This is a genomic window from Saccharopolyspora flava, from assembly GCF_900116135.1.
Lineage (GTDB): Bacteria > Actinomycetota > Actinomycetes > Mycobacteriales > Pseudonocardiaceae > Saccharopolyspora > Saccharopolyspora flava.
In genome coordinates this window covers 124,732-150,910 of sequence record NZ_FOZX01000005.1, presented here as the reverse complement: position 1 = coordinate 150,910, position 26,179 = coordinate 124,732, and the positions used below count along the sequence as shown (strand labels likewise).

Sequence of the window (26,179 nt, the reverse complement as noted above, 5' to 3'; positions counted from 1 at the left end):
GTCACCCGGCCTCCGCCAGGTCCTCCCACAGCTCGTCGGGCACGGGCGCGTGAAAGGCGGCGGCGTGGCTGCGGACCTCTGCCGGTGTCCGCGCCCCGAGCACCACCGAGGCCACCGCCGGGTGCCGCCGCGCGAAGGCGATCGCGGCCTGCGGCAGCGACACCCCGTGCCGACGGCAGATCTCGCGCAGCCGCCGCGCTTTCGCCACCAGCTGCGCTGGAGCGGGCCGGTAGTCGTAGACCGCGTGGGCCGCCGGGTCGTCGGTGGCGAGCAGGCCGCCGTTGAACACCCCGGCCGCCAGCACCGAGACGCCGCGCCGGGCGCATTCGGCGAGCAGCGGTTCCCCAGAGCGGTCCAGCAGCGTGTACCGGCCCGCGAGCATGACGGCGTCGATGTCGGTCTCGGTCGCGAAGCGGCGCAGCATCGGCCACTGGTTCATCCCGACGCCGATCGCCCCGACGACGCCTTGGGCGCGCAGGTCGTGCAGCGCCGGGTAGGCCTCGTCGACGGCTTGCCGCCAGTGGTCGTCGGGATCGTGCAGCAGCACCAGGTCGACCCGGTCGAGCCCCAGTCTGTCCACACTGGACTCCAGGCTGCGCCGCACGCCGTCGGCGCTGAAGTCCCAGCGTCGCGCGACATCCGCGGGGACCGCGAATCCGGCCGCGTCGTCCCGTTCTCCGCGCGGGTTGGCGACCGGCTCCAGGAGGCGGCCGACCTTCGTCGAGACCGCGAACTCGTCCCGCGGTCGCCCCGACAGGGCCGCGCCGAGGCGGCGTTCGGCCAGGCCGAGCCCGTAGTGCGGTGCGGTGTCGAAGTAGCGGACTCCCGCGTCCCACGCCGCGTGCACGGTGGCCGCGGCGGTGTCGTCGTCGACCTCGCGGTAGAGGTTGCCGATCACCGCGCCGCCGAAACCCCAAGGGCTCACCAGCATGCGTCACTTCCGCAGCCGGAGCGCCTGCATCCCGCCGTCGACGGCCAGCGACGTCCCGGTCGTGGCCCCGGCCGACGGGCCCGCCAGGTAGGCCACCGCGGCCGCCACCTCCTCGGCCGTGACCAACCGGCCGGACGGCTGCCGAGCGTTGAGCGCCGCCAGCTCGGCGTCCGGGTCGGCGGCGACCGACAGCAGCCGGCGCACCCACGGGGTGTCGGCGGTGCCCGGGTTCACGCAGTTGACGCGGATGCCCTCGCCGAGATGATCGGCGGCCATCGCCTGCGTCAACGACAGCACCGCGCCCTTGCTGGCGCTGTAGGCGGCGCGATCCGGCAGTCCCGCGGTGGCCGCGATCGAGCAGGTGTTGACGATCGACGCGCACGACGACCTGCGCAGGTGCGGCAGCGCGGCCCGGGTGGTGCGCACGATGCCCAGCACGTTCACGTCGAACACCCGGTGCCACTCCTCGTAGGAGTTGGTCTCGACCGTGCCCTGCGCCCCGATCCCGGCGTTGTTGACCAGAACGTCGATCCCGCCGTGCCGCTCCGCGACCTCCTCGACGGCGGCGCGCACCGAATCCTCGTCGCGCACATCGCACTTCATCCCGAGCGCCTCGGCGGGCACCGCGCCCGGATCCAGGTCCAGCGCCGCCACGGTCGCCCCGCGCTCGGCCAGCGTCCGCACCACGGCCAGTCCGATCCCCGACCCACCACCGGTGACCACCGCCGACACCCCGTCGAACTCCCCAGCACCCACCGCACAACCCCTTCGCTCGCCGAGAACCTCCAGGACCTCTAGCACCCCGAACGAACGGGCAACAAGCACTCACCCCCACCATCGACGACCTCCACCCGGGACGCCACCACCTCCCCCTCCACGACGACCCACTCACGCTCCCCCGCCCCACGCCGGAAGACGTCCTCGCGAAAACGCCCCTCCCCCACCTCGAACCACGGAAACCAACCACCGTCCACGACGACAACCCCCTTCCCGCACCAACGAACCCCGCACCCTACCCCCACCCGCTCCACGTCCCCGCGGACAAATCCTGCGGTATTCGCCCGGTCAAAAACCGCGGTATTCGACCCGACGAATCCTGCGGTTTTTGACCGGTCGAATCCTGCGGTTTTTGACCCGACAAATCCTGCGGTTTTTGACCTGAGACGTGAAAGCGGGGGCGTGACCTGGTGGTCACGCCCCCGCTGGGTGGAGTTCCGGGTCAGCCCATCTGCTCCAGGGTGCGGCCCTTGGTCTCCGGGATCCACTTCCAGACGAAGTAGATGGAGACGACCGCGAACGCGGTGTAGCCGATGTAGGCGCCGGAGAGGCTCAGCTCGGACAGCGACGGGAAGGTGACCGTCACCAGCCAGTTGGTGACCCACTGAGCCGCCGCGGCCACGGCCAGACCCGAGGCGCGGATGCGGTTCGGGAACATCTCGCCGAGCAGGACCCAGACCACCGGGCCCCACGAGATCGCGAAGAAGAACACGAAGGCGTGCGCCGACACCAGGGCGATCAGGCCGTACGGGTCGGGCAGCGTCGGGTCACCGTTGACCAGCTGCGCCTGCGCGAACGAGAACGCGGCCCCGCCCAGCGTGACGGCCATGCCGATCGAGCCGGTCAGCAGCAGCGGGCGACGACCGACGCGGTCCAGCAGGACCAGCGCCACGACGGTGCCCGCGATGTTGAAGATCTGCGTGGACATGCTCAGCAGCAGCGAGCTGTCCTCGTTGATGCCGACCGACTGCCACAGCGCCGAGGAGTAGTAGAAGATCACGTTGATGCCGACGAGCTGCTGCAGCATCGACAGGCCGATGCCGATCCACACGATCGGCAGCAGCGCGGTGCCCTTGGCCTTGAGGTCGCTCAGGCGGGGCTTGCGGTCGCTCTTGAGCGATTCCTGGATCTCCGACAGGCGGGTGTCCACATCGGTCGGTTCGAGCGAGGCCAGCACCTCGCGGGCCTCGTCGGGGCGCCCGGTGGCCACGAGGTGGCGCGGCGATTCGGGGATGGTGAACGACAGCACGCCGTAGAGGATCGCGGGCACCGCGGCGACGCCGAGCATCCACTGCCAGGCCGACAGGAATCCGAGCTGCTCGGTGGCACCGCCCGCGGCGTCGGCGATGGCCCAGTCGACGACCTGCGAGATCGCGATGCCCAGGACGATGGCGAGCTGCTGCAGGGTTCCGAGCCTGCCGCGCTGCGAGGCGGGGGCGATCTCGGCGATGTAGGCGGGGGCGATCACCGAGGCCATGCCGATGGCGACACCGCCGACGAGGCGCCAGAAACCGAGGTCCCACGCGGAGAACGGGATGGCGGACCCGATCGCGCTGATGCAGAACAGGATCGCGGCCAGGCGCATCGCGAAGAGCCGGCCGGAGCGGTCGGCGAGCGACCCCGCGAACCAGGCGCCCACGGCGGAACCGAGCAGGGCGATGGCGACGGTGGCACCGGTGGCCACTGCATCGATTTGGAAGTGATCTCGGATGGCGTTGACAGCGCCGTTGATCACGGCCGTGTCGTAACCGAAGAGAAATCCGCCGAGGGCCGCGACTGAGGCGAAGTGGAGAGCCTTCAAACGTCTCGGACCGGCTGTTCTACCGTCACCCGGGGTGACGGTCCTGGCGCTTTCCGCCATGCGTTGCTCCGTTGCAGTGCGTTGTTCTCTTGCGCCGCGAGTGCGGTTCGGGTTAGTAAAGGGCACATACCAACCCATCGTCAAGGGAGACGGTGACCGCCTTGGCCGCAGATCCGCGTCCTCGCCCGCCCGGGCATACTTCCCGGGTGTCCCCGAACGGCCCCAAGATGGTGCGGCAGCTCAACCGGAAGCTGGTCCTGGACCAGTTCCGCGACGGCGAGCCCCGGTCGCGCGCGGACGTGGCCCGGCAGACCGGTCTGACCAAGCCGTCGGCCACCACCATCACCGACGGGCTGCTCGCCGAGGGCTTCCTCGTCGAGGCCGGGGTCGGTGAGCCGGGCGCGGCGGGCGGCCGCAGGCCCAACCTGCTGCGCTTCAACGAGCGCTGCCGCGCCTACGTGGGCGTGCACTTCGGGGCGCAGCGCACGATGGTCACCCTCGCCGACGCACTCGGGAACCCGCTGGCCCGGGCGTCGGCGGCCAGTTCGCTCGGCGACGCCGAGCGCGGCCTGCGCGCGGCCCGGACCCTGGTGCTGCGCGCGTGCGGGCGCGCGGAGATGCCGGTCGACCTCGTGGCGGCCGTGGGCGTGTCGGTGGAGGGCATGGTCGACCGGACCTCGGGACGCTGCCTGCTGGCGCCGAACCTGGGCTGGCGCGACGTGCCGATCCAGTCCCGGGTGGAGGAGCTGATCGGCGCTCCGGCGACGGTGTTCAACGAGGCGCACGCGGGCGCGCTGGCGGAGAACCACGCCGGCGTGGCGGTGGGCGTGGACTCGTTCGTGCGGCTCAGCGTCGGCACGGGCGTCGGTTCCGGCGTGATGCTGGGGTCCCGGCTGTTCTCGGGCAGCACCGGCATCGCAGGCGAGATCGGGCACTGCCGCGTCGAGGACGACGGGCTGGAGTGCGGCTGCGGCAACACCGGCTGCCTGGAGACGGTGGCCGGGGAACGGGCCATCACCAGCGCCGTGGACAGCGCGCTGCGCGGGAACCGCTCGAGCTCGCTGCGGGCGGGCAGCCACCTGCGGTTGATCATCGAGGCGGCCCACCAGGGCGATGCGGCGGCCCGGGCGGCGCTCGCGCGCGCCGGGCGCGGTCTGGCGCGCGGGATCTCGTACCTGCTCAACGTGCTCGATCCCGATCTCGTGGTGATCGGCGGCGCGGTGCGCGAGGCCGGGGAGCTGCTGCTGGGCCCGCTGCGCGCGGAGCTGCCGCTGTCCTCGCTGCCGCAGCACCGGGAGTGCCAGGTCGTCTTCAGCGAGGTGCCGCAGGCCGAGCTCGACGGGGCGGTACTGCTGGCGCGTCGGCTCGACGAGGCCGAGGCGCCGTGAAGCGCCCGACGATCGTCGACATCGCCCGCGAGGTCGGGGTTTCCAAGGCGGCGGTCTCCTACGCGCTGAACGGGCGCGGCGGCGTCTCGCAGCAGACGCGCGAGCGCATCCTCGACGTGGCCGCCGAGCTGGGCTGGCGCGCCAGCAGCGCCGCGCGGGCGCTCTCCAGCGACCGGGCGGCGACGGTCGGCGTGGTGCTGGCCCGCTCGCCGGAGGTGCTGCGCACCGAACCGTTCTTCATGCAGGTCGTCGCGGGACTGGAGAAAACCCTGTCCGCGCACGGGTTCTCGCTCCAGCTGGCGTTGTGCTCCGATCCGGGGACGGAGCTGGAGACCTACCGGCGCTGGTGGGCCGAGCGCCGCGTGGACGGCGTGCTGCTGACCGACCTGCGGGTGGACGATCCGCGACCGGCGCTGCTGCGCGAACTGCGGATCCCGGCGGTGTTCTTCGGCACCGAGCGCCCGATGGCGGGCATCCCGGTGCTGTGGGTCGACGAGCGCGACATCGCGGCCAGCGCGGTGGGGCACCTGGCGGAGCTGGGCCACCGGCGCATCGGGCACGTGCAGGGGCCCGAGCAGTTGCGCCACACCGCGCGCCGGGAGCGGGAGTTGCGCTGCGCGATCGCCGAGAAGCCCGGCATGGAGCTGATCCCGGCGCAGGGCGACTACACCGAGGCCGGTGGCGTGGCCGCCGCGGCGCGGCTGCTGGGGTCGGCGGAGCCGCCGACGGCGATCATCTTCGACAACGACGTGATGGCGGTGGCCGCGGTCGTCCGCGCCGAGGAGCTGGGAGTGCGCGTCCCGGGCGAACTCTCGGTGCTGGCGTGGGACGACTCGATGCTGTGCCGGGTGGTGCGCCCGGCGATCACCGCGTTCTCGCACGACGTCGGCGGCGCGGCCGAGCGGGCGGCGCTGATGCTGCTGGAGCTGATCGAGACGGGCGTGGCCGACGACGCCCGGATGCACGCCCGCGAGCTGATCACGCGGGACAGCACGGGCGCGGCGGCCCGGTTCAGCTGATCGGAGCAGCACACGACCACCGGTGGTAACGAATCGGTCACGCCGGATGTACCGGACCTTCTGATTAACCGGTTAAGTCCCTAGCTTGAGCGGCAGGCCCAACGACGGGTCCGACGAGGCCGAGGAGTCGTTTCGTGATCAAACGCTCGCTCGCGACGGTGTCGCTGATCGCCGCAGTGCTCGCCGCAACGCTGACCGGCTGCGCCGGCTCGGCCGAAGACCCGAACACGATCACCTACTGGGCCAGCAACCAGGGCGAGAGCGCCGAGCAGGACATGCAGATCCTGCACGACGACCTGGCCCGGTTCACCTCCGAGACGGGCATCAAGGTGAACGTGGAGGTCATCGGCTGGTCCGATCTGCTCAACCGGATCCTGGGCGCGGCGACCTCCGGAGTCGGCCCGGACGTGGTGAACCTGGGCAACACCTGGTCGGCCTCGCTGCAGGCCACCGGCGCGTTCGTGCCGTTCGACGACCGGCTCATGCAGCGCTTCGGCGGCCGCGAGCGGTTCCTCGACAGCAGCATGAGCTCCACCGGCATGGCCGGGCAGGTGCCGACCTCGCTGCCGCTGTACGGGTTGAGCTACGGCCTGTTCTACAACAAGAAGCTCTTCGCCGAGGCCGGTCTGGCCCCGCCGCGCACGTGGGACGAGTTCGTCGCGGCGGCGCGCAGGCTCACCGATCCGGACCGCAACCGCTGGGGCCTGACGATCGCGGGTGCGAGCTACACCGAGAACGCGCACTTCGCCTTCATGTTCGCCCGCTGGGAGGGCGTGGACCTGATCACCCGGCACGGCCCCGATTTCGACTCGCCGGGCGCGGTGGCCGCGGTCCAGCGCTACCTGGACCTGATGGCGACGCAGAAGGTCGTCAGCCCCGGCGACGCCGAGGAGGGCAACACCTCCAGCGCCGCCGAGGACTTCACCGACGGCGACGCGGCGATGCTCGTCGCGCAGAACAGCGTGATCCCCACCTTGCAGGACAACGGGATGGCCGACGACGCCTACGGCGTGGTGCGGCTGCCCGCGCCCGATCCGCTGCCGCCGGGCGGGACTCCGGCGCTGAGCCACGTGGCGGGCTCGAACGTGGCGGTGTTCGCCGACAGCCCGAAGCGGGAGCAGGCGCTGAAGCTGGTCGAATTCCTGACCAGCAAGGACGTCCAGGCGTCGTTGAACGAGAAGTACGGGACGCTGCCGGTGGTCACCGACGCCTACGACGATCCCGCGTTCCACACCGAGCGGGACGAGGTGTTCGCCGACGTGCTGGCGAACTACTCCGAGCCCGCTCCGATGATCCCGACCGAGGCGCACTTCGAGACGACCGTGGGTTCGGCGATGCGGGACCTGTTCGCCGAGATCGCCACGGGTCGCCGGGTCACCACCGAGGACGTGCGGGCGGCTCTGGCCGACGCCGAGCAGAAGATGCGAGGTACCGGAAGTTGACCAGTACCGCCACCTCCCCCACCGCACCGGTCGCCCCGCCCGATCCACCGCCGCGCCGCAAGTGGTCGCCGAGCAAGCGGCTGCTGCCGTACCTGCTGGTGGCGCCGGCGCTGTGCTTCGAGCTGCTGGTGCACCTGCTGCCGATGCTCGGCGGGCTGTACATGAGCGTGCTGGAGCTGACCCAGTTCTACCTGCGGGACTGGCTGAGCGCGCCGTGGGCGGGCCTGGCGAACTTCCGCTTCGCGCTGGACTTCGACGGCGCGGTCGGCGCGGCGCTGCTGCGCTCGTTCGCGGTGACCGCCGGGTTCTCGGTGCTGACGGTCGGGTTGTCCTGGCTGCTGGGGGTGTTCGCCGCGACGCTGCTGCAGCGCTCGTTCCGGGGTCGGGCGGTGCTGCGGACGCTGTTCCTGGTTCCCTACGCGCTGCCGGTCTACACCGCGGCGATGATCTGGAAGTTCCTGCTGGACCAGGACGACGGCATGGTCAACGCGACCCTGGGCGGGCTGGGCATCACCGACGGCAAGACGTTCTGGCTGCTGGGCGACAACGCGTTCCTGGCCACGGTGGCGACCGCGACCTGGCGGTTGTGGCCGTTCGCGTTCCTGGTGCTGATGGCGGGGATGCAGTCGATCCCGCACGACGTCTACGAGTCGGCGACGGTCGACGGCGCGGGGCTGTGGCAGCAGTTCCGCAACATCACGCTGCCGATGCTGCGGCCGGTGAACCAGGTGCTGGTGCTGGTGCTGTTCCTGTGGACGTTCAACGACTTCAACGTGCCCTACATCCTGTTCGACAAGTCGGTGCCCAGCGCCGCGAACCTGCTGTCGATCCACATCTACAACAACTCGTTCATCACCTGGAACTTCGGGATGGGTTCGGCGATGTCGACGTTGCTGCTGCTGTTCCTGCTGGTCGTCACGGCCGGGTACCTGGCCTTCACGTCGCGGAGGATGAAGGATGCCTGAGCCGAGGTGGTTCCGCGTCCTGCGGGTCGTGGGCCTGGTGGCGCTGACGCTGTTCACGGTGGTCCCGCTGTACGTCATGGTGACCTCGGCGCTGAAACCGCTGGGCGAGGTGCGGGACCGGTTCGAGTGGTTCCCGGGGAACCTGACGTTCGAGCCGTTCGTGGACATGTGGTCGACGATCGATCTGGCCCACTACTTCCTCAACAGCGCGATCGTGGCGCTGGGGGCGGCGGTGGTGTCGCTGGCGATCGCGATCCTGGCCGCCTACGCGGTGAGCCGCTACCGGTTCCGCGGTCGCGACGGGTTCCGGATCGTGGTGCTGTCGACGCAGATGTTCCCGGGCATCCTGTTCCTGCTGCCGCTGTACCTGATCTACGCGACGATCGGCCGCTACACCGGCATCGAGCTCTACGGCAGCCTGCTCGGGCTGATCGTCACCTACCTGACGTTCTCGCTGCCGTTCGCGATCTGGATGATGGTGGGCTACTTCGACACGATCCCGCGCGATCTCGACGAGGCGGCGCTGATCGACGGCGCGAGCCCGCTGGGCGCGCTGTGGCGGGTGGTGCTGCCTGCGGCGCGGCCGGGCATCGCGGCGGTGGGCATCTACGCGTTCATGACGGCGTGGGGCGAGACCCTGTTCGCGTCGATCATGACGGATTCGGATTCGCGGACGCTGGCGGTCGGTCTGCGCGAGTACTCCACGGAGACCTCGGTGTACTGGAACGAGGTGATGGCCGCGTCGCTGGTGGTCAGCATCCCGGTCGTCATCGGGTTCCTGGCGCTGCAGCGCTACCTCGCCCAGGGCCTGACGGCGGGTGCGGTGAAGTGACTCGGCCGGTTGACCGGTCGTGATGTTCCGTGCAGGTTCCATTGCTGCGGAAGGGTTCTCATGCGACGCAACACCGCCAAGGTGACCGTGGACGGACGACCGGAGGTCTGGCTGGGCGCGAACTTCTGGTCGCGCACCGGCGGCCCGCTGATGTGGCGGAACTACTCCCCCGAGGTCGTGCGCGAGGAGCTGCGGGTGCTCCACGAGCACGGTCTGCGGCAGACCCGGTCGTTCTTCTACTGGCCCGACTTCATGCCGGCCCCGAACGAGGTGGACGAGCAGAAGGTGGCGCACTACCGGGATTTCCTGGACGCGCACACCGAGGTCGGGATGACCTCGATCCCCACGTTCATCGTCGGGCACATGTCCGGCGACAACTGGGACCCGGCGTGGCGCGGCGGCCGCGACCTGTACGCCGACGTGTGGATGGTGTCCCAGCAGGCGTGGTTCGTGCAGCGGATGACCGAGCGCTTCGCCGGTCACGAGGCGGTGGCGGGCTGGCTGATCAGCAACGAGATGCCGATCTACGGCAGGCTGCGGCACGAGCCGAAGGCCCCGACCGAGCAGGTCAGCGCCTGGGCGCGGCTGATGGTGCAGGCGGTGCGCGCCGGCGGCGGGACCCAGCCGGTGTCGCTGGGCGACGGCGCGTGGGGCATCGAGGTCACCGGCGTCGACAACGGGTTCTCGGTGCGCGAGACCGGGGCGATGGTGGATTTCGTGGGCCCGCACGTGTACCGCATCGACAGCGATCCGGTGCGCCAGCACCTCATCGCGGCGCTGGTGTGCGAGCTGTCGGCGGTGGCGGGGAAACCGGTGGTGCTGGAGGAGTTCGGCCTGTCCAGCGACCAGGTCTCGCCGGAGAACGCCGGTCACTACTACCGGCAGACGCTGCACAACTCGCTGCTGGCCGGGTCGACGGGCTGGGTGGCGTGGAACAACACCGACTACGACGACCTGATCGGCCAGGGCCCGTACTCGCACCACCCGTTCGAGATGCACTTCGGGATCACCGACTCGACGGGCGCGCCGAAACCGCCGCTGCGGGAGCTGGCGTCGTTCGCCGAGGTGCTGGAGCGGGTGGACTTCGCCCGCTGCGAGCGCAGCGACGCCCGCGCGGCGCTGGTGGTCACCGAGTACCTGGAGCGCGGGTACCCGTTCACGCAGGACGACGACCGGCCGCTGATCTTCGACACGCTGCACCAGGCGTACGCGGCGGCGCGGGAAGCGGATCTGCCGGTGGGTTTCACGCGCGAGCGCGACGGCCTCGATCCCGACTGCGACCTGTACCTGCTGCCGTGCGTGAAGCAGATCCAGGGACCGACGTGGCAGCGGTTGCGGGAGCGGGTCGCCGAGGGCGCGGTGCTGTACCTGTCCTACACGGCCGGTGAGGTGGGCCATCACCGGCAGCCGTGGATCCCGTACCTCGACGAGACCTTCGGGGTGCGCAAGAACATCACCTACGGGGTGGTGGACGAGGTCGTCGACGAGGAGGTGCGGTTCGACTTCGCCGAGGACTTCGGCGACATCGCCGCGGGTTCCTCGCTGCGGTTCCGGGTGGCGGGCAACGAGCACAGCCGCGCGTTCCTGCCGGTCACCCCGCAGGGCGCGACGGTGGTGGCCACCGACGCCCACGGCAACCCGGCGCTGCTGCGGTACTCCACCGGTGCGGGCGAGGCGGTGCTGTGCACCTACCCGGTGGAGCTGTTCGCGGCCCGCACCGCGCGGGTGAACCCGGACGACAGCCACCGCCTCTACCGCGCTCTGGCCGCGATCGCCGGGGTGGAGCGGGAGATCGCGGTCGACGACCCGGGGGTGTTCGCCGACGTCCTGGTGCACGCCGACGGCCGCCGCTTCGCCTGGCTGGTCAGCCAGCACCCGCAGGAGACGGCGGTGACGCCGCGCTGCTCGGGCTCGCTGCGGAGCCTGGCCGGCGAGCCGCTGACGGAGGTGGTCCTGGCGCCGTACGGCGTCGAGGTGGTCGAGCTCAAGCCCTGACCACCGCGGGTGGCCTCGGTCGCTCGGGGGATCGAGGCCGCCCCTCCCCCACCGGCGTGACGCGCCGGTGCCGGGCGCCCATACTCCGGGGGACGTCAACGGCGACGAGGTGGGGCGATCATGCGCGAGATCAGCACGGTCCTGGACGGCTTCTCCTTCCTGGAATGCCCGCGCTGGCACGACGAGCGGCTGTGGCTGTCGGACTTCTACACCGGCCGGGTGATGACCACCGACGGCCGCGGACCGGCCGAGGTGGTCGCCGAGGTCCCCGAGCAGCCTGGCGGTCTCGGGTGGCTGCCGGACGGCCGCGCGCTGATCGTCTCGATGCGCGACAAGCGGCTGCTGGTGCGGGATTCCGACGGGCGGTTGGCCGAGCACGCGGACCTGTCCGCGCACGCTCCCGGCGCGCTCAACGACATGCTCGTGGACGCGCAGGGGCGCGCCTACGTCGGCAACTTCGGGTTCGACCTGATGGCGGGCGAGCCGATCCGGTGGACGACGCTGCTCCGGGTCGATCCCGACGGATCGGTGGTCGAGGCCGCCGCGGACCTGGGCTTCCCGAACGGGATGGTGCTGCTCGACGGGAACGTGCTGGTGGTGGCCGAGACCTTCGCCGGGCGGCTCACCGCGTTCGACGTGGCCGCCGACGGTTCGCTGCACGGCCGCAGGGTGTGGGCGACGTTCTCCGAAGTCCCCGAGTCGGACGACGTCGAGCAGGTGCTGGGTGCGCTGGACGTCGGTCCGGACGAAATCTGCGCGGACTCCGAAGGCGCGATCTGGGTGGCCGACGCGCTCCACGGCCGGGTGCTGCGGGTGCGCGAGGGCGGCGACATCGCTGACGAGATCAGCGTCGGCACGGGCGTTTTCGCGTGCGCGCTCGGCGGTTCGGACGGGCGGACGCTGTTCCTGTGCGCGGCACCGTCGTTCGCCGAGCACGAGCGGCGTCCGGTGCGGGAGGCGGAGCTGCGGTCGGTGCGGGTGGACGTGCCGGGCGCCGGGCTGCCGTGAGACCGGGCTCCGGGTCCGCGCGGTCGTGATCGCGCCGGTCGGCGGGTGCCCGCTCTCCCGCCGACCGGCGCCTCCTCACTTGCCCGCGCCCGCGGTGAGTCCGGCGATCATGAACCGGCGGCCGAGGATGTAGAGCACCAGCACCGGGATCGCCGAGAGCACGACACCGGCCATGATGGCGGGAACGTTGACGGTGTACTGGCCCTGGAACTGCCACAGCATCACCGGCAGCATCGCGGTCTCCTCGCGCTGGGTGAGGATCAGCGGGAACAGCAGCCCGTTCCACACCTGCAGCGCCTGGTAGATCCCCACGGCCAGCAGCGCGGGCCGGGACAGCGGCAGCACCAGGTTCACCAGCACCCGGAACTGCCCGGCCCCGTCCAGGCACATCGACTCGTAGAGCTCCTCGGGGATGTCGCGCAGGAAGTTGCTCAGGATCAGCACCGACAGCGGCATCGCGAAGGCGATGGCGGGCAGGATGATCGCCAGCAGGCTGTCGTACAGACCGGCCTCCACGATCATCACGTAGACCGGGATGATCGTGGCCTGAAGCGGGATCGCCAGGCCCGCCAGGAACATCCGGAACAGCCACTGGTGCCGCCTGCGTCGTCCGCGCACCACCACGTAGGCCGCCGGTAGCGCGGTCGCGAGCACCACGACGACCGTGATGGCGGTGGTGAGCACGCTGTTGAACAGGAACTTGGCGAACCCGTCGGAGAACACCAGCCCGTAGTTGTCCAGCGTCGGCGATCCCGGTAACGACAGCGGGTTGTCGGTCACCGAGGCGTCCTCGCCGCGCAGGCTGGTGACCACCACGTAGTACAGCGGGATGGCCACCACCAGCGCCCACAGCAGGGCGGCGGCGTTGGGCAGCAGGCCTCTGAGTCGCAGCATCACGCGCCCTCCTGGTCACTGCGCATCCGGGCGAAACCGGAGTACTTGGTCAGTCCCAGCGACAGGGCGGTGCCCAGCGCCACGAGGAACAGCGCGATCGCGCTGGCGTAGCCGAGCTGGTACTGCTGGAAACCGGTGACGTACATGTTCACCGGCAGGATTCGGGTCGCATCGCCCGGACCGCCTTCGCTGAGCACGTAGAACAGGTCGAAGTAGGTGAGCGAGCCGACCAGCATCAGCGTGCTGGAGGTGACGACGGTGTTCCGCAGCTGCGGCAGGGTGATGCGGAAGAACTGCTGCACCGGTCCGGCGCCGTCGAGCACGGCGGCCTCGTAGAGCGGCGCGGGGATCTGCCGCACGCCCGCTTGGTAGAGCAGCGTGTGGAACGGGATGAACTGCCACGACACCACGAAGATGAGGGTGTAGAGCGCGAAGTGCTCGTCCCCCAGCAGGTTCAGGCCGGGCAGGCCGAGCGCGGGCAGCACGCCGAACTCGGGGTCGACGAGGTTGCGCCACACGATGCCGATGCCGGTCGACGACAGCACCAGCGGCAGGAAGAACAGGGCCGCGAGCACCGCCCGGGACTTCTGCTTTCCGGCGACGTAGACGCCGAGCAGGATGCTGATCGGGGTCTGCACGACCCAGCACAGGATCATCACCTGCAGCGACACCCACACCGAGTGCCACATCCCGGAGTCGGTGGCGAGCTCGGCCCAGTTCTCCCCCGCGTTGAACTCCGGGGAGGAGATGCCGTTCCAGTCCATCAGGGACAGCACGACGACCACGACGATCGGCGCGATCACCAGTGCGGCGAAGAACAGCAGCGCGGGCGCGGCGAACCAGGTGGACGGTTCGGTCCAGTGCCGCGCGGGGCGGCGTTGCCGCGGGGCGGGGGCGGGCGCGGTCGGGCGCAGGGCCTCGGTGGCGGTCATCTCGAGGACTCCTCCATCAGCTGGGAGAACTCTTCCGGGCCGATCTGGTCGAGGAACAGCTTCTGCAGGTTGATGAGCACGTTCTGGGCGGGTCCGGGCGGCAGCGCCTGGTCCCACGACTGCTGGAAGTGCGGTGCGTTCTTGGCCAGGTCGTAGACGAAGGTCATGTAGTCGGCGTCCTTGGAGGCCCGCAGCTCCTCGTCCATGCCGGCCGCGGGCGGCACGTCGCCGCGTTCGACGAGCCCCTGGGTGAACTCGGGGCTGGAGAGCTCTTCGCGGAGGAAGTCGATCGCGACCTGCTGGTCGGGACCGGTGGTGGCGGACATGAAGGTCGTGGGGTTGCCGACGAGGTTGGCCGGGTCGCCCTTGCCGCCTTCGACGGCCGGGAACGGCGCCCAGCCGAGGTGGCCTTCGCGGACCCACTGCTCGTCGTCGCCGAGGATGTCGGAGTAGCCCGCGCCGAGGTGGACCATCATCGCGGCACGTCCGCTGCGCAGCAGCGTGCGCTGCTGGCCGAGCTCGGCGCTGGTGGAGGCGAAGGCGTTGCCGAAGGCGCCCCGGCGCACCAGGTCCTGCAGCATCGCGTTGGCCTTGATGATGTCGGGGTTGAGCCAGGCGCCGGGCTTGCCGTCGAGGATCGCCTGGAACGCCTCGGGTCCGGCGACCCGGTCGACGATGGCCTCCTCCCACATCAGGTAGGTCCAGGAGTCGGCGCCGCCGAGGGAGATCGGCAGGTACCCGGCCTGCTGGAGCTTGGGGATCTGGTCGAGCAGCTCGTTCCAGGTGCGCGGCGGTTGCAGCCCGGTCTTGGCGTAGACGTCCTTGTTGAAGTACATCAGCACGGGCTGCATCCCCCCGATGGGGATGCCGTAGGTGCCGCCCTTGATGTCGACGGGGCTCATGACGCTGGGCAGGAAGTGGTCGCGCCACTCGGGGTGCTCGCGCATCGCGGGTGCGAGGTCGGCGACCTTGCCCGCGTCGAGGAACGCCTCGAGCGCTCCCCCGCCCCAGCCGAAGAACGTGTCGGGCGGGGTGCCCGAGCCCATCGAGACCCAGAGCTTGTTCTTGTAGGGGTCGTTCTGGAAGAACTGGGTCTGCATCGGCCGGCCGGTCCGCTGCTCGAACTTCTCGGCCTCGCCCGGCATCAGCTCTTCTTCGCCGCCGCCGCTGATCGCCCAGGTGGTGACCACGTCGGCGCTGCCCTCGCTGGGTGGCAGCAGCACGGCGCACCCGGTCGAGGTCAGGGCGAGCGCCAGCGTCGCCCCCATCGCGCACAGACGTCGCAGTCCACGCATCGTCGCTCCCGTCGCACCGTTGCGAACTCTCGTGGCCCGGCCGTGGTGTGCACGCGGTCACACCCGCCTGCCGGACGGCGAGACGGTACCGCAGCGGCGGAACGATCGACAAGACTGAGTTTCCAAAACTTTCACGATCCGGGTGGTCCGGGATTTATCGGGATCCATGCAGGACTTTCGGCGGACGATGTGGCAATCTGTCGATCGTTACACCCCGGTGACCGGACCGAGCCGCCGAAACAGTTTCGAAAGTGTCGGCGCGGACGGCCGCCCAACCACGACGGGAGTCGCAGCACATGCCGCAGTCGCGCCCGACCGAGGACCGCCAGCCCTACCGCGATCCCGCACTACCGGTCGAGGAGCGGGTCGCCGATCTGGTGTCCCGCATGACGCTGGAGGAGAAGCTCAACCAGCTCGTCGGGATGTGGATCTACGTCTCCGGCGCCGAGGAGCGCGTCGCCCCGCACCAGGAGGACTTCGCCGAGGACACCCCGCCCTGGGACGAGATGATCAAGAGCGGTCTGGGGCAGCTCACCCGCGTGTTCGGCAGCGCCCCCATCGAACCCGCCCGCGGCGCCGCGGCCCTGACCCGGCTGCAGCGCGAGATCACCACCTCCAGCCGCTTCAGCATCCCGGCCGTGGCGCACGAGGAGTGCCTGGCCGGGTTCACCGCCTGGGGCGCCACCGCCTACCCGGTGCCGCTGTCCTGGGGCGCCTCCTTCGACCCGGAGCTGGTCGGCGAGATGGCCGCGCGCATCGGCGCCGACATGCGCTCGGTGGGCGTGCACCAGGGACTGGCCCCGGTGCTGGACGTGGTGCGGGACCTGCGGTGGGGCCGGGTCGAGGAGACCCTCGGCGAGGACCCGTACCTGATCGGCACCGTCGGGTCGGCCTACGTCGCGGGCCTGGAGTCGAGCGGGATCGTGGCCACCCTCAAGCACTTCGCCGGCTACTCGGCCTCCCGCGCGGGCCGCAACCTCGCGCCGGTGAGCATGGGGCCGCGGGAGTTCGCCGACGTGGTGCTGCCGCCGTTCGAGATGGCGCTGCGGCTGGGCGGCGCCCGCTCGGTGATGCACTCCTACACCGACGTCGACGGCATGCCCTCGGCCGCCGACGAGTCGCTGCTGACCGATTTGCTGCGCGACGAGCTGGGTTTCACCGGCACCGTGGTCGCCGACTACTTCGGGGTGTCGTTCCTGCACAAGCTGCACGGCGTGGCCGAGGGCCCGGGCGAGGCGGGTGCGGCGGCGCTGCGCGCCGGGGTGGACGTGGAGCTGCCCAACGCCCGCTGCTACGTCGATCCGCTGGCGCGCCTGGTGCGCTCCGGCGACGTCGACGAGGCGCTGGTGGACCGGGCGCTGGGGCGGGTGCTGAGCCAGAAGGTCGAGCTGGGGCTGCTGGACCCGGACTGGTCGCCGGAGGCCCCGGGCCCGCGCGAGTTCGACTCGCAAGGAAACCGGGACCTGGCGCGGAAGCTGGCCGAGGAGTCGGTGGTGCTGGTGGCCAACGACGGCACGCTGCCGGTGCGCGAACCGGGCCGGGTGGCGGTGGTCGGTCCGCTGGCCGACGACCCGTTCGCGCTGCTGGGCTGCTACTCCTTCCCCGCCCACATCGGGGTGTCCTACCCGGACTGGCCGAACGGCGTCGACCTGCCGACCTTCCGCGACGAGATCGCCCGCGTCGCCGAGCACGTCGACCACGTCAAGGGCTGCGACCTGCCCTCCGGCGGAGCGGATCTCGACGCCGCGCGGGCCGCTGCGGCGGGCGCGGACCTGTGCGTGGCGGTGGTGGGCGACCGGGCGGGCCTGTTCGGCCGGGGCACCTCCGGAGAGGGCTGCGACGCGGCGGACCTGCGACTGCCGGGCGACCAGCAGGAGCTCGTGGAAGCGCTGATCGAGACCGGGACGCCGGTGGTGCTGGTGGTCTCCAGCGGCCGCCCCTACGCGCTGGGCGAGCTGGCCGGCCGGGTCGCGGCGGTGGTGCAGGTGTTCTTCCCGGGCGAGGCGGGCGCGGCGGCGCTGACCGGGGTGCTCACCGGCGAGGTGAACCCCTCGGGCCGGTTGCCGGTGTCGATCCCGGCCACGCCGGGCGGCAACCCGGGCACCTACCTCACCGCTCCGCTGGGCGCGGCCAGCGAGGTCAGCTCGCTGGACCCGACGGCGCTGTTCCCGTTCGGGCACGGTCTGTCCTACACCTCCTTCGCCTACTCGGACCTCACGATCAGCGCCGCGGAGGTCGCCACCGACGGGGCGGTGGACGTGGCGTGCACGGTCACCAACACCGGCGACCGCGACGGCGACGAGGTGGTGCAGCTCTACCTGCGGGACCCGGTGGCGCAGGTGACGCGCCCGGTGCGGCAGCTGGCCGGTTTCGGCCGGGTTTCGGTCCCTGCGGGCGGGAGCCGCCGGGTGTCGTTCCGGCTGCACGCCGACCGCACCGCCTACACCGGCGCGCGCGGCAAGCGGATCGTCGACCCCGGCCTGATCGAGGTCCACGTCGGCGGCGACAGCGCGAACCCCCGCCTGTCCGGCGAGTTCCGCCTGGTCGGCGAGGTGCGCGAGGTCGGTGCGGACCGGGTGCTCGACACCCCGGTGACGATCTCGGAGTGACGCGCTCGGGTGCGGGCGGTGACGCCGAAACTTTCAGGTACGGTGACGTCGGTCGAGCTAGGAGGCACGGTGACCGAGGCTAAGAAGAACCGCGTGACGATCAGCGACATCGCGCGGGAGGCCGGTGTGTCGGTGCCGACCGTGTCCAAGGTGCTCAACGGACGTCCTGAGGTCGCCGCCCACACCCGGGAGCGGGTCGAGAAGCTCATCACCCGGTACAACTACTCGCGCCGGGCCAGCCACGGCAGCGGCCGGGCCGGGCTGATCGACCTGGTCTTCCACACGCTCGACAACGAGTGGGTGCTGGAGATAGTGCGCGGCGTCGAGAGCGTCACGCACGACGCCGGGGTGGGCATGGTCGTCTCGGCGGTGCACGACGGCCGCAAGACCGAGCGGGCGTGGCTGGACAACCTCACCTCGCGCCGCTCGGACGGGATCATCCTGGCGGTGACCGAGCTCGGCCCCCGGCACGCCGAGCAGCTGCACGGCCTGGGAGTTCCGGTGATCATCATCGATTCGCTGGGCCAGCCGGACCCGCGGGTCGCCTCGGTCGGGGCGACGAACTGGAGCGGGGCGCGCGCCGCCGTGGAGCACCTGCTGGAGCTGGGCCACCAGCGGATCGGGTTCATCGGCGGTCCCCCGCAGCTGCAGTGCTCGGTGGCGCGGCTGGACGGCTACCGGTCGGCGCTGATGGCGGCCGGGATCACCGTCGAGGACGCGCTGGTCGTCGACGGCGACTTCACCCACGACCGGGGCGAGCAGGCCGCCGAGGAGCTGCTGGCGCTGCCCGAGCCGCCGTCGGCGATCTTCGCCGCCAACGACCTGCAGGCGCTGGGCGCCTACCGGGCGGCCGAGCGGCGCGGGCTGCGCATCCCGGACGACCTGAGCGTGGTGGGCTTCGACAACCTGCCGATGGCGCAGTGGATCTCGCCCGCGCTGACCACCGTCAACCAGCCGGTGGCGACGATGGCCGCGGAGGCGGCGCGGATGGTGCTGCGGCACTCCGAGACCGGACGCTTCGACACCCACCGGGTGGAGCTGGCCACCGACCTCGTCGTGCGCGGCAGCACGGGGCCGCTCTCCTGACCCTGCGGGTACCGCCGGTCACGGGGCGCATCCGGTGCCAGATCACAGCAGGACCCGGAAATATCGCGGATCGGCGTCGCGTTGCCACTGGGTGCCGGGGTGGTGTGCCCCGGCGTGGTGTTCTCGCGTGGAAAGGCTGATCCTGCCGTGACTGTGGCTCTCTCCGTTCTCGACCTGGCGCACATCGGCGACGGGGAGACCGCCGCGGACAGCTTCTCCGCGAGCGTCGACATGGCCCAGCGCGCGGAACGCTGGGGCTACCACCGCATCTGGTACGCCGAGCACCACAACATGCCCACCATCGCCTCGTCGGCGACGAGCGTGCTGATCGGTCACGTGGCGGCGAAGACGAGTTCGATCCGGTTGGGCGCGGGCGGCATCATGCTGCCCAACCACTCCCCGCTGACCATCGCAGAGCAGTTCGGCACCCTCGAGACCCTGTTCCCGGGCCGCATCGACCTGGGCCTGGGGCGCGCCCCGGGCAGCGACCAGCGCACCATGCGCGCGCTGCGCCGCGACCCCACCTCGGCGGACTCGTTCCCGCAGGACGTGCTGGAGCTGCAGGGCTACCTCGCCGGGGAGACCCGCATCGCCGGGGTCAACGCGACGCCGGGTTACGGCACGAACGTGCCGCTGTACGTGCTGGGTTCGTCGATGTTCGGCGCGCAGCTGGCCGCGCTGCTGGGCCTGCCGTACGCGTTCGCCTCGCACTTCGCGCCGGACGCGCTGGAGGCGGCGACCTCGCACTACCGCAAGGAGTTCCAGCCCTCGGCGCAGCTGTCGGAGCCGTACGTGATCGCCGGGGTGAACGTGATCGCCGCCGACACCACCGAGTACGCCGAGCAGCAGCTGCTGGAGGCCAAGCGCTACCGCGCGGGCCGGATGCTGGCGCAGGGCCGCAAGCTCAGCACCGAGGAGATCGACGCCCTGCTGGCCTCCCCCGCCGGCCGCCAGGTCCAGTCGATGGCCCGCTACAGCGCCGTGGGAACCCCGGACGAGGTCGACGACTACCTGGACAAGTTCGCCAAGCAGGCCCAGGCCGACGAGCTCATGGTCGTCTCCTCCGCGGTCGACCGCACCGCCTGGCTGCGCTCCCTGGAACTCCTCGCCGACGTCCGCGGTCTCGGCGACTGACTCACCCCGCCCAGCGGTTGACGCCGACATTCTCGGCGGCGCAACGCCGGTACATGGCCTCGAACGGTTCGTGGAACGCGGCGTTGCGCCGGTCGAGGTCGTCCTGATCGCGCCGGATCTCCGGGAGCCGTTCGCGCAGCTCGGCCAGCAGCGCGCTCTCGTCGACGCCGGTGACCCGGCCGTCGCGCACGATCACCTCGCCGTCGATCATGACGGTGCGCAGCGAACTCCCGTTCTCCGAGTACACCAGGTGCAGGTCCGGCCGGTTCCACGGCGCGAACGCGAGCGTGTCGAGGTCGTAGATCAGCAGGTCGGCGCGCTTGCCCTCCTCCAGGCTGCCGATCTCGGCGTCGAGCTGGGCGCTGCGGGCTCCGCCGAGGGTGGCCGCGCGCAGCACCTCGTCGGCGCTGGACCAGCGGTCCGGGTCGGGGTCGGTGACCTTGTGCAGCAGCGCGGCGCTCTTGATCACCTCGTGCAGCCGGGGCGTGTCGCTGCTGGAGCACCCGTCGGAGCCGAGCCCGAGCGTCACCCTGGCGTCGTGGTAGCGCCGCCACGGGGCGATGCCGGAGCCGAGCTTGAGGTTCGACAGCGGGTTGTGCGAGACGCTGACCCGGTTCTCGGCGAGGATCTCGACGTCGCGGTCGGTGACCCAGATGCCGTGCGCGAGGGTGGTGCGCGGCGACAGCGCGCCGATCCGGCGCAGGTGCTCGACGAGGGTGGTGCCGTAGAACTCGCGTCCGGTGACGGCTTGGGTCTTGGTCTCCAGGACGTGGACGTGGCACTCGGCGCCGTGCGCGTCGGCGAGCTCGGTGGCGCCGGCGAGCAGGTCGTCGGTGCAGCGCTGCGGCCCGGACGGCGCGAGCATGTACCGCAGCCGTCCCCCGGCGCGGTCGCGGTAGCGGGCGAAGGCCTCGGCGCTGAAGCCGAGGTAGTCGGCGGTGGTGGGCACCGGCAGCGCGCGCACCTCGGCGAGCAGGTCCGCGGGCAGCAGGTCGGGCACGTAGGGCAGCGTGTCGACGAACGGCCGGTTGATGATGTGCCCGGAGATGTTGGCGCGCACCCCGGCGGTCTCGTAGGCGTCGAAGACCGCGTCGAGCTGGGCGAAGTCCTGGCCCGGTGTTTCCAGCACGTCGTCGACGAGGGTGGTCACGCCGTTCTTGAGGGATTCGACGGCGAACAGCAGGCTGCGCAGCCGCACCAGGTCCGGCGGCAGCGGGCGCGCGCCGAGGATCGGGTAGGAGTACAGCATCCACAGTTCCAGCGGCAGGTTGTCGTAGCGCCCCTTGGCGAGGTACTCCCACGAGTGCGTGTGGGCGTTGACGAACCCGGGGCACACCAACCGGTTTCGCCCGTCGATGACGGTGTCCCCGTCCTCGGTGCGGACTTCGGGGGCGATCCGGGTGATGCGGCCGCCGTCGACGCGCAGCGAGCGGGTGACCGGGGTGCTGCCGGTGGCGGCGTCCATGAGGATCGCGGTGGCGTCGCGGATCACGGTTCCCACGGTCAGCTCTCCTTCGTCGGGATGGCGGCGAGCACGAGCGCGACGGCCACGCCCTGCAGCGCGGGGATGCCGATGCCCAGCGCGGCACCGGCGATGGCGACGGCGGTCCCGGCGAGGTACGCGACGAGACCGGGCAGGCGCACCGGCGGGACGGAGTCCAGGTCGGTGCCGGGGTCGTGGGCCTTCCAGCGGAACAGGAAGGTGCCGATGATGGCGCCGCCGAGCGGCGGGACGAGCACGCCGAGCGCGGTCAGGAACGCCGAGAGCGCGTCGGCGATCCCGGTGAGCGCGAGCAGCACGCCGATCACCACTCCCCCGACGACGAACGGGCGCTTGTCGGCCTTGCCGAACAGCTCCGATCCGGCGACGCCGAAGGCGTAGGCGGCGTTGTCGTTGGTGGTCCACAGGTTCGCGACGATGAGCAGCGCGGCCACGGCCGCGGAGCCGATCAGCATCAGCACTTCGGCGAAGTCGGGTTGCCCGTAGGCGATGGCGCCGAGACCGCCGAAGAAGAACATCGCGCCCTGCACGAGCAGGATGGTGACGGCGGTGGCGGAGAACCCGGTCCAGCCTCCCGCGGCGAAGCGGGTCCAGTTGCCGACCTGGGTTCCGCCGCTGATGAAGGTGCCGATCATGAGCGTCAGCGCGACCCCGACGCTCGTGCCGCCGGTGCCGTCGACGGCGAAGAGCGCGGACCAGCCTCCGGCGTGGTCGACGGCGGCGACGGCGATCCACAGGCACAGCGCGGTCATCAGCGGCACGGCGATCCAGGACAGCAGTTCCATGCCGCGGAAGCCCTTGTAGGCGGTGATGGCCATGACGACGCCGCCGATGAGCACGATCGGCCACCGGGTCTGCGTCCCGAACGCCTGGCCGAGCAGCGTGGCCAGGACCCCGATGGTGATGCCGTACCAGCCGATCTGGGTGCCGCCCAGCAGGATCGAGGCCCACTTGCCGCCGATCCGGCCGAGCACCAGGCGCGCGAGCAGCACGGTGGTGAGCCCGGTCCGGGCGCTGGCCAGGCCCATCGCGGCGATGTAGACGGCGAGCACACCGGCCGCGGCGAGCGCGAGCCCGAGGAACGGGCCGAGGCCGAAGGCTCCGGCGACCTGGCCCCCGGTGACCATGGTGGGCGTGAAGAAGCCGAAGCCCGCGATGACCACGGCGACCGAGGCGACGCCCTTGCGGCGGGCCGCGGGCACGCGGGTGAGCGGGAAGTCCTGGTCGGTGCGCGCGTCGTCGGGCGCGGTGTCGGTCGCTGCGGTCACGGGTGCCTCCTTCGCGCTCCGGTCGATCGGCCGGGCGGAGCCCCATTCAAGGCGCGCCGGGCCTCGGGGAGAACGGTTTCGGGCGAGGTGTGGAGGAGCTGAACCGCCCGGTCGGCGCGCGGTGTGCGAACCCACACCGCGCCGTAATGCGCCCGTCAACACCGGTAATCGGGTTTTCACGCGTCCCTCGTAGCGTGCCGCTCATGGGTGCGGTGGTGGAGGAGGTGGCGGCCCCGCCGACGCGGGTCGCCGACGTGCTGGGCTGGGCCGAGGGGTTGCGGCTGGTGGGCCGCGCGGTGGGGCTGGATCGGCGGGTGCGCTGGGCGCAGGCGTCGGACCTGCCGGATCCCGCGCCGTTCCTGCGCGGTTCGGAACTGGTGCTGGTGGCGGGTCTTTCGCTGCCCGACGACGCGGCGTGCGAGCGGTTCGTCGCGGCGCTGCGCCCGGTGGAACCGGCGGCGATCGGCTACGCGGTGGGCGTGGTGCACGACGTGGTACCGGAGGCGTTGGTGCGGGCCGCGAACCGGATCGGCGTGCCGGTGTTCGAGATCCCCACGTCGGTGCCGTTCATCCTGTTCACCGAGCGGTTGGCGCAGGAGTCGATGCGGGTGCGCGAGCGCCGGGAGAACGGGCACCTGCTGGAGCTGGTGCGCGCGGGCCGGGCGCGTCCGGACGCGGTGCTGGATCGCGCTCCGCTGTTCGCCGACGCCGATGACCTGCGCGTGGTGGGGATGTCGCCGGAGCAGGTGCCCGCGCTGCCGCCGGGCGGGCCGCTGGTCGCCGACCTGGTGGGCGCGAGCCTGCTGGTGTCCCGGGATTCCGCTCCTGCCCCGGGTTTTCCGGCGGATCTGGTGTGCGGGGTGAGCGGGCGCGGTGCGCTCGCGGACCTGCCGAGGCTGATCGGCGAGGCGCTGGAGGCGTGGGAGCTGGCGCGGCGCCGCAGCGCGCGCACGACGGCCGCGGACCTGGCGTCGCTGACGGCGCTGGCGCAGCGGCTTCCGGAGAGCTGCCTGCACCCGTTCCGGGAGTACCTGCGCCGCCCGATCGAGGTCTACGACCGCAGGCACGGCGCGGGCCTGCGCGCGACGCTGGAGGAGCTGATCCGCTGCGACGGCTCGGTCACGACGTGCGCCCGGAACCTGTTCCTGCACCCGAACACGGTCCGCAAGCGCCTCAAGCGGGTGCACGCCCTCACCGGCAAGGACCCGGTCGTGCCGGTGCACCTGGCGGAGCTCGCCCTCGCGCTGCGCGGGTGAGGGCGAGCTCCGGGGCGGGTCAGGCGCCGGGGTGCGCTTCGAGCTGGTCGGCGAGCTCGTTCATGATCTTGGCGTAGCTCGCGTGGCTGAGCGGGGCGACCGCGTCCCACTCGGCGAAGCGCCCGGCGGCGGCCGCGGGGGTGGCGGCGAAGACCGGGTTCTGCATCATCTGCTGCGGGGTCATCGACGCCGAGCGGGCGTCCCACAGCAGGATGTCGGCCGGGTAGGCGTTGGCCTTCTCCCAGGACAGCCGCTCGTAGTAGCCGCCGCTCGCCGGGTCCGGGTTGTTCGGCGTGGTGATCGGCAGCCCGAGCTCGGTGACGTAGTAGTCCAGGTCGGGGTTGCGGCCGGGCACGACGACGAAGAACTCCTCCTTCGTGCCGCCGATGGCCAGGATCGACCGGCCTTCGGCCTTCATCCGCGCGCCGATGCCGCGCAACCGGTCGGCGGCGGCGTGGAAGGCCCGCTCGTCGGCCTGGATCTTCTCCGAGTCGACGTCGGCGCCCAGCGAGCGGGCGAGCTCCTTGTACTTGCCGATGGCCTCCGGCAGCGCGATTCCGGACTGCTGCACGCCCAGGGTCGGCACGATCTCGGCGACCTTCTGCTCCTGGTCCTGCACGAGGTGCCAGAGCCCGGGGTATTCCGCGTACTTGCCGCTGACCAGCAGGTCGGGGTGCAGCGAGAGGAGCCGCTCCAGGTTGATCTCGCCGTAGCCGGCGCCGGTGACGTCGGTGACCTTGGCGGGGTCGAGTCCGGCGGCTTCGGGTTCGACGGAGCCGTCGTCGCGCACCAGGGGTCCGAAGGTCCCGGTGATCGGCACGCCGAAGTCCTGCAGCGCGGCGGCCGAGGAGACCTGGGCGACGATCCGCTGCGGGCGTTCGGGGCGGGTGATCGTGATGCCGCGATCATCGGTGTGGGACCAGCCGGTGCCGGCTTGTTCGGACTGCGAGGATCCGCACGCGGACAGCGCGCCGACGGCGGTCAGCGATGCCGCGATCAGCGCGGCGGCCCGGATCGAGTGACGCAAGGTCGACCTCCCGTTGTTCTAAGGCTAGGCTAACCTAGCAGCACGACCGGGAGGTTTCGGATGACAGGCACGCAAAACGGGCAAAGGGCCCTGGTCAAGCCGCGTTATCGGCTGTTCCCGGTGGAGGTCGCCCGGGTGCTGCGGCTCAGCCCCAGCTTCGTGCGGATCACCTTCACCGGCGCGTGCCTGTCCGGGTTCGGCTTCGGCGGGCACGACCAGCGCATCAAGATCGTGCTGCCCAAGCCCGGCCGCGCGCTCGACGACTTCCCCGAGGGCGAGGACTGGTACCAGCGCTGGCTGGCGCTGCCCGAGGACGTCCGCCCCGACCTGCGCACCTACACCGTGCGCGACTACCGGCCCGAGTCCTGCGAGGTCGACGTCGACTTCGTGCTGCACGGCCTCGACGACGGCCACGCGGGCCCGGCCTCCACCTTCGCCGCCGGTGCGCGACCCGGCCAGGTCCTCGGCCTGTTCGCCCCGGACCGGCCCGGCGGCGGGCGGATGTGGGGCTGCGAGTGGGCTCCCCCGGCCTCGGCCGATCGGCTCGTGCTGGCCGGCGACGAGACCGCCGTGCCCGCGCTGGCGGCCGTCGTGGAGTCGCTGCCCGCCGACGCGCGCGGCGTGGTGTGCGTGGAGGTCCCGGAGGAGGCCGACCGGCAGGAGTGGGCGTGCCCGGCCGGGGTGCGGGTGCGCTGGTACGCCCGGACCGGGGCGCCGCACGGCAAGCTGCTCGGCGAGGGCGTCGCCGCGGCGCTGCGCGAGCTGTGCCCGGTAGACGGCACCGGTTCGCCGGGCGGCGCGCTGGAGGACGTCGACGTCGACACCGACGTGCTGTGGGAGGTCCCGGAGACCTCCACCGGCTCGATCTACGGGTTCCTCGCCGGCGAGGCGTCGGTGATCAAGCGGTTGCGGCGGCTGCTGGTCGACGAGCACGGCATCCCGAAGCGGTCGGTGGCGTTCATGGGCTATTGGCGAGAAGGTCGATGCTGACCCTTTTGTCGGAGTAGCGCGCTACCGTC

The 26,179-nt window shown here is 71.4% G+C and carries 21 protein-coding genes; 12 read left to right on the top strand and 9 right to left on the bottom strand.

Annotated features, from left to right (window positions below):
- Position 1 precedes the first annotated feature (1 nt).
- The 3 genes from BM424_RS16415 to BM424_RS16400 form a co-directional block, all read right to left on the bottom strand.
- On the bottom strand, positions 2-931 hold the full coding sequence (locus BM424_RS16415) for an aldo/keto reductase (RefSeq protein ID WP_093418615.1): 930 nt from the start codon (positions 929-931) through the stop codon (positions 2-4).
- Between the two features lie 3 nt (positions 932-934).
- Positions 935-1,687, bottom strand: coding sequence for an SDR family NAD(P)-dependent oxidoreductase (locus tag BM424_RS16410; RefSeq protein WP_093418613.1), 753 nt, complete (start codon positions 1,685-1,687; stop codon positions 935-937).
- Between the two features lie 463 nt (positions 1,688-2,150).
- On the bottom strand, positions 2,151-3,569 hold the full coding sequence (locus BM424_RS16400; RefSeq protein ID WP_093418608.1) for a sugar porter family MFS transporter: 1,419 nt from the start codon (positions 3,567-3,569) through the stop codon (positions 2,151-2,153).
- A gap of 146 nt (positions 3,570-3,715) precedes the next feature.
- Between BM424_RS16400 and BM424_RS16395 the strand changes: the two genes are divergently transcribed.
- From BM424_RS16395 to BM424_RS16365, 7 genes are all read left to right on the top strand, one after another.
- Positions 3,716-4,897, top strand: a complete 1,182-nt coding sequence (locus BM424_RS16395; RefSeq protein ID WP_139274088.1) for an ROK family protein — start codon at positions 3,716-3,718, stop codon at positions 4,895-4,897.
- The gene (locus BM424_RS16390; RefSeq protein ID WP_175548128.1) at positions 4,894-5,916 is read left to right on the top strand and encodes a LacI family DNA-binding transcriptional regulator; all 1,023 of its coding nucleotides are present in this window, start codon (positions 4,894-4,896) and stop codon (positions 5,914-5,916) included. Before BM424_RS16395 ends, BM424_RS16390 begins: the two co-directional genes overlap by 4 nt.
- A 134-nt stretch (positions 5,917-6,050) precedes the next feature.
- Positions 6,051-7,358 carry an extracellular solute-binding protein gene (locus BM424_RS16385; RefSeq protein WP_093418600.1) on the top strand — a complete coding sequence of 436 codons (1,308 nt, stop codon included), beginning with the start codon at positions 6,051-6,053 and terminating at the stop codon, positions 7,356-7,358.
- On the top strand, positions 7,355-8,323 hold the full coding sequence (locus BM424_RS16380; protein WP_245775894.1) for a carbohydrate ABC transporter permease: 969 nt from the start codon (positions 7,355-7,357) through the stop codon (positions 8,321-8,323). The genes BM424_RS16385 and BM424_RS16380 overlap by 4 nt, the downstream gene beginning before the upstream one ends.
- The gene (locus BM424_RS16375; RefSeq protein WP_093418598.1) at positions 8,316-9,155 is read left to right on the top strand and encodes a carbohydrate ABC transporter permease; all 840 of its coding nucleotides are present in this window, start codon (positions 8,316-8,318) and stop codon (positions 9,153-9,155) included. The genes BM424_RS16380 and BM424_RS16375 overlap by 8 nt, the downstream gene beginning before the upstream one ends.
- 60 nt (positions 9,156-9,215) lie before the next feature.
- A complete protein-coding gene (locus BM424_RS16370; RefSeq protein ID WP_093418595.1) occupies positions 9,216-11,150 on the top strand; it encodes a cellulase family glycosylhydrolase in 1,935 nt (644 codons plus the stop codon).
- Positions 11,151-11,270: 120 nt separating this feature from the next.
- A complete protein-coding gene (locus tag BM424_RS16365; protein ID WP_093418593.1) occupies positions 11,271-12,158 on the top strand; it encodes an SMP-30/gluconolactonase/LRE family protein in 888 nt (295 codons plus the stop codon).
- Positions 12,159-12,233: 75 nt separating this feature from the next.
- Here the strand turns inward: BM424_RS16365 and BM424_RS16360 are convergent, their stop codons facing one another.
- Genes BM424_RS16360 through BM424_RS16350 form a run of 3 tightly spaced genes read right to left on the bottom strand, consistent with a single transcriptional unit; the run spans position 12,234 to position 15,279 of the window.
- Positions 12,234-13,052, bottom strand: a complete 819-nt coding sequence (locus BM424_RS16360) for a carbohydrate ABC transporter permease (RefSeq protein ID WP_093419273.1) — start codon at positions 13,050-13,052, stop codon at positions 12,234-12,236.
- Positions 13,052-13,984: a carbohydrate ABC transporter permease gene (locus BM424_RS16355; RefSeq protein ID WP_093418590.1), complete on the bottom strand. Its 933-nt coding sequence runs from the start codon at positions 13,982-13,984 to the stop codon at positions 13,052-13,054. Before BM424_RS16355 ends, BM424_RS16360 begins: the two co-directional genes overlap by 1 nt.
- The gene (locus BM424_RS16350) at positions 13,981-15,279 is read right to left on the bottom strand and encodes an ABC transporter substrate-binding protein (protein ID WP_093418588.1); all 1,299 of its coding nucleotides are present in this window, start codon (positions 15,277-15,279) and stop codon (positions 13,981-13,983) included. The genes BM424_RS16355 and BM424_RS16350 overlap by 4 nt, the downstream gene beginning before the upstream one ends.
- Positions 15,280-15,575: 296 nt before the next feature.
- Here BM424_RS16350 and BM424_RS16345 point away from each other — a divergent pair, with 296 nt between their 5' ends.
- The 3 genes from BM424_RS16345 (at position 15,576) to BM424_RS16335 (ending at position 20,108) form a co-directional block, all read left to right on the top strand.
- The gene (locus tag BM424_RS16345) at positions 15,576-17,888 is read left to right on the top strand and encodes a beta-xylosidase/alpha-l-arabinosidase (protein WP_093418585.1); all 2,313 of its coding nucleotides are present in this window, start codon (positions 15,576-15,578) and stop codon (positions 17,886-17,888) included.
- Positions 17,889-17,957: 69 nt separating this feature from the next.
- Positions 17,958-18,974: a LacI family DNA-binding transcriptional regulator gene (locus tag BM424_RS16340; protein ID WP_093418583.1), complete on the top strand. Its 1,017-nt coding sequence runs from the start codon at positions 17,958-17,960 to the stop codon at positions 18,972-18,974.
- A gap of 147 nt (positions 18,975-19,121) precedes the next feature.
- Positions 19,122-20,108: an LLM class flavin-dependent oxidoreductase gene (locus BM424_RS16335; RefSeq protein ID WP_093418580.1), complete on the top strand. Its 987-nt coding sequence runs from the start codon at positions 19,122-19,124 to the stop codon at positions 20,106-20,108.
- 1 nt (position 20,109) lies between these two features.
- Here the strand turns inward: BM424_RS16335 and BM424_RS16330 are convergent, their stop codons facing one another.
- Positions 20,110-21,609, bottom strand: coding sequence for an amidohydrolase family protein (locus BM424_RS16330; protein WP_093418578.1), 1,500 nt, complete (start codon positions 21,607-21,609; stop codon positions 20,110-20,112).
- Positions 21,610-21,611: 2 nt separating this feature from the next.
- On the bottom strand, positions 21,612-22,877 hold the full coding sequence (locus BM424_RS16325; protein ID WP_093418575.1) for a cytosine permease: 1,266 nt from the start codon (positions 22,875-22,877) through the stop codon (positions 21,612-21,614).
- Between the two features lie 203 nt (positions 22,878-23,080).
- Between BM424_RS16325 and BM424_RS16320 the strand changes: the two genes are divergently transcribed.
- Complete coding sequence (locus tag BM424_RS16320; RefSeq protein ID WP_175548127.1) at positions 23,081-24,133, top strand: PucR family transcriptional regulator; 1,053 nt, start codon at positions 23,081-23,083, stop codon at positions 24,131-24,133.
- 19 nt (positions 24,134-24,152) lie between these two features.
- Here BM424_RS16320 and BM424_RS16315 read toward each other — a convergent pair whose 3' ends face one another.
- Entirely contained in the window at positions 24,153-25,160 is a 1,008-nt protein-coding gene (locus tag BM424_RS16315) for an ABC transporter substrate-binding protein (RefSeq protein WP_245775893.1), read from the bottom strand.
- Positions 25,161-25,220: 60 nt separating this feature from the next.
- Between BM424_RS16315 and BM424_RS16310 the strand changes: the two genes are divergently transcribed.
- Positions 25,221-26,150 carry a siderophore-interacting protein gene (locus tag BM424_RS16310; protein WP_093418570.1) on the top strand — a complete coding sequence of 310 codons (930 nt, stop codon included), beginning with the start codon at positions 25,221-25,223 and terminating at the stop codon, positions 26,148-26,150.
- Positions 26,151-26,179: the final 29 nt, after the last annotated feature.

Excerpts from the sequence above, each read along its gene's own strand:
- BM424_RS16400 (WP_093418608.1), bottom strand. The coding sequence starts at position 3,569 with ATGGCGGAAAGCGCCAGGACCGTCACCCCGGGTGACGGTAGAACAGCC.
- BM424_RS16375 (WP_093418598.1), top strand. The coding sequence starts at position 8,316 with ATGCCTGAGCCGAGGTGGTTCCGCGTCCTGCGGGTCGTGGGCCTGGTG.
- BM424_RS16415 (WP_093418615.1), bottom strand. The coding sequence starts at position 931 with ATGCTGGTGAGCCCTTGGGGTTTCGGCGGCGCGGTGATCGGCAACCTC.
- BM424_RS16355 (WP_093418590.1), bottom strand. The coding sequence starts at position 13,984 with ATGACCGCCACCGAGGCCCTGCGCCCGACCGCGCCCGCCCCCGCCCCG.
- BM424_RS16320 (WP_175548127.1), top strand. The coding sequence starts at position 23,081 with ATGGGTGCGGTGGTGGAGGAGGTGGCGGCCCCGCCGACGCGGGTCGCC.
- BM424_RS16370 (WP_093418595.1), top strand. The coding sequence starts at position 9,216 with ATGCGACGCAACACCGCCAAGGTGACCGTGGACGGACGACCGGAGGTC.
- BM424_RS16350 (WP_093418588.1), bottom strand. The coding sequence starts at position 15,279 with ATGCGTGGACTGCGACGTCTGTGCGCGATGGGGGCGACGCTGGCGCTC.
- BM424_RS16360 (WP_093419273.1), bottom strand. The coding sequence starts at position 13,052 with ATGCTGCGACTCAGAGGCCTGCTGCCCAACGCCGCCGCCCTGCTGTGG.
- BM424_RS16365 (WP_093418593.1), top strand. The coding sequence starts at position 11,271 with ATGCGCGAGATCAGCACGGTCCTGGACGGCTTCTCCTTCCTGGAATGC.
- BM424_RS16310 (WP_093418570.1), top strand. The coding sequence starts at position 25,221 with ATGACAGGCACGCAAAACGGGCAAAGGGCCCTGGTCAAGCCGCGTTAT.
- BM424_RS16345 (WP_093418585.1), top strand. The coding sequence starts at position 15,576 with ATGCCGCAGTCGCGCCCGACCGAGGACCGCCAGCCCTACCGCGATCCC.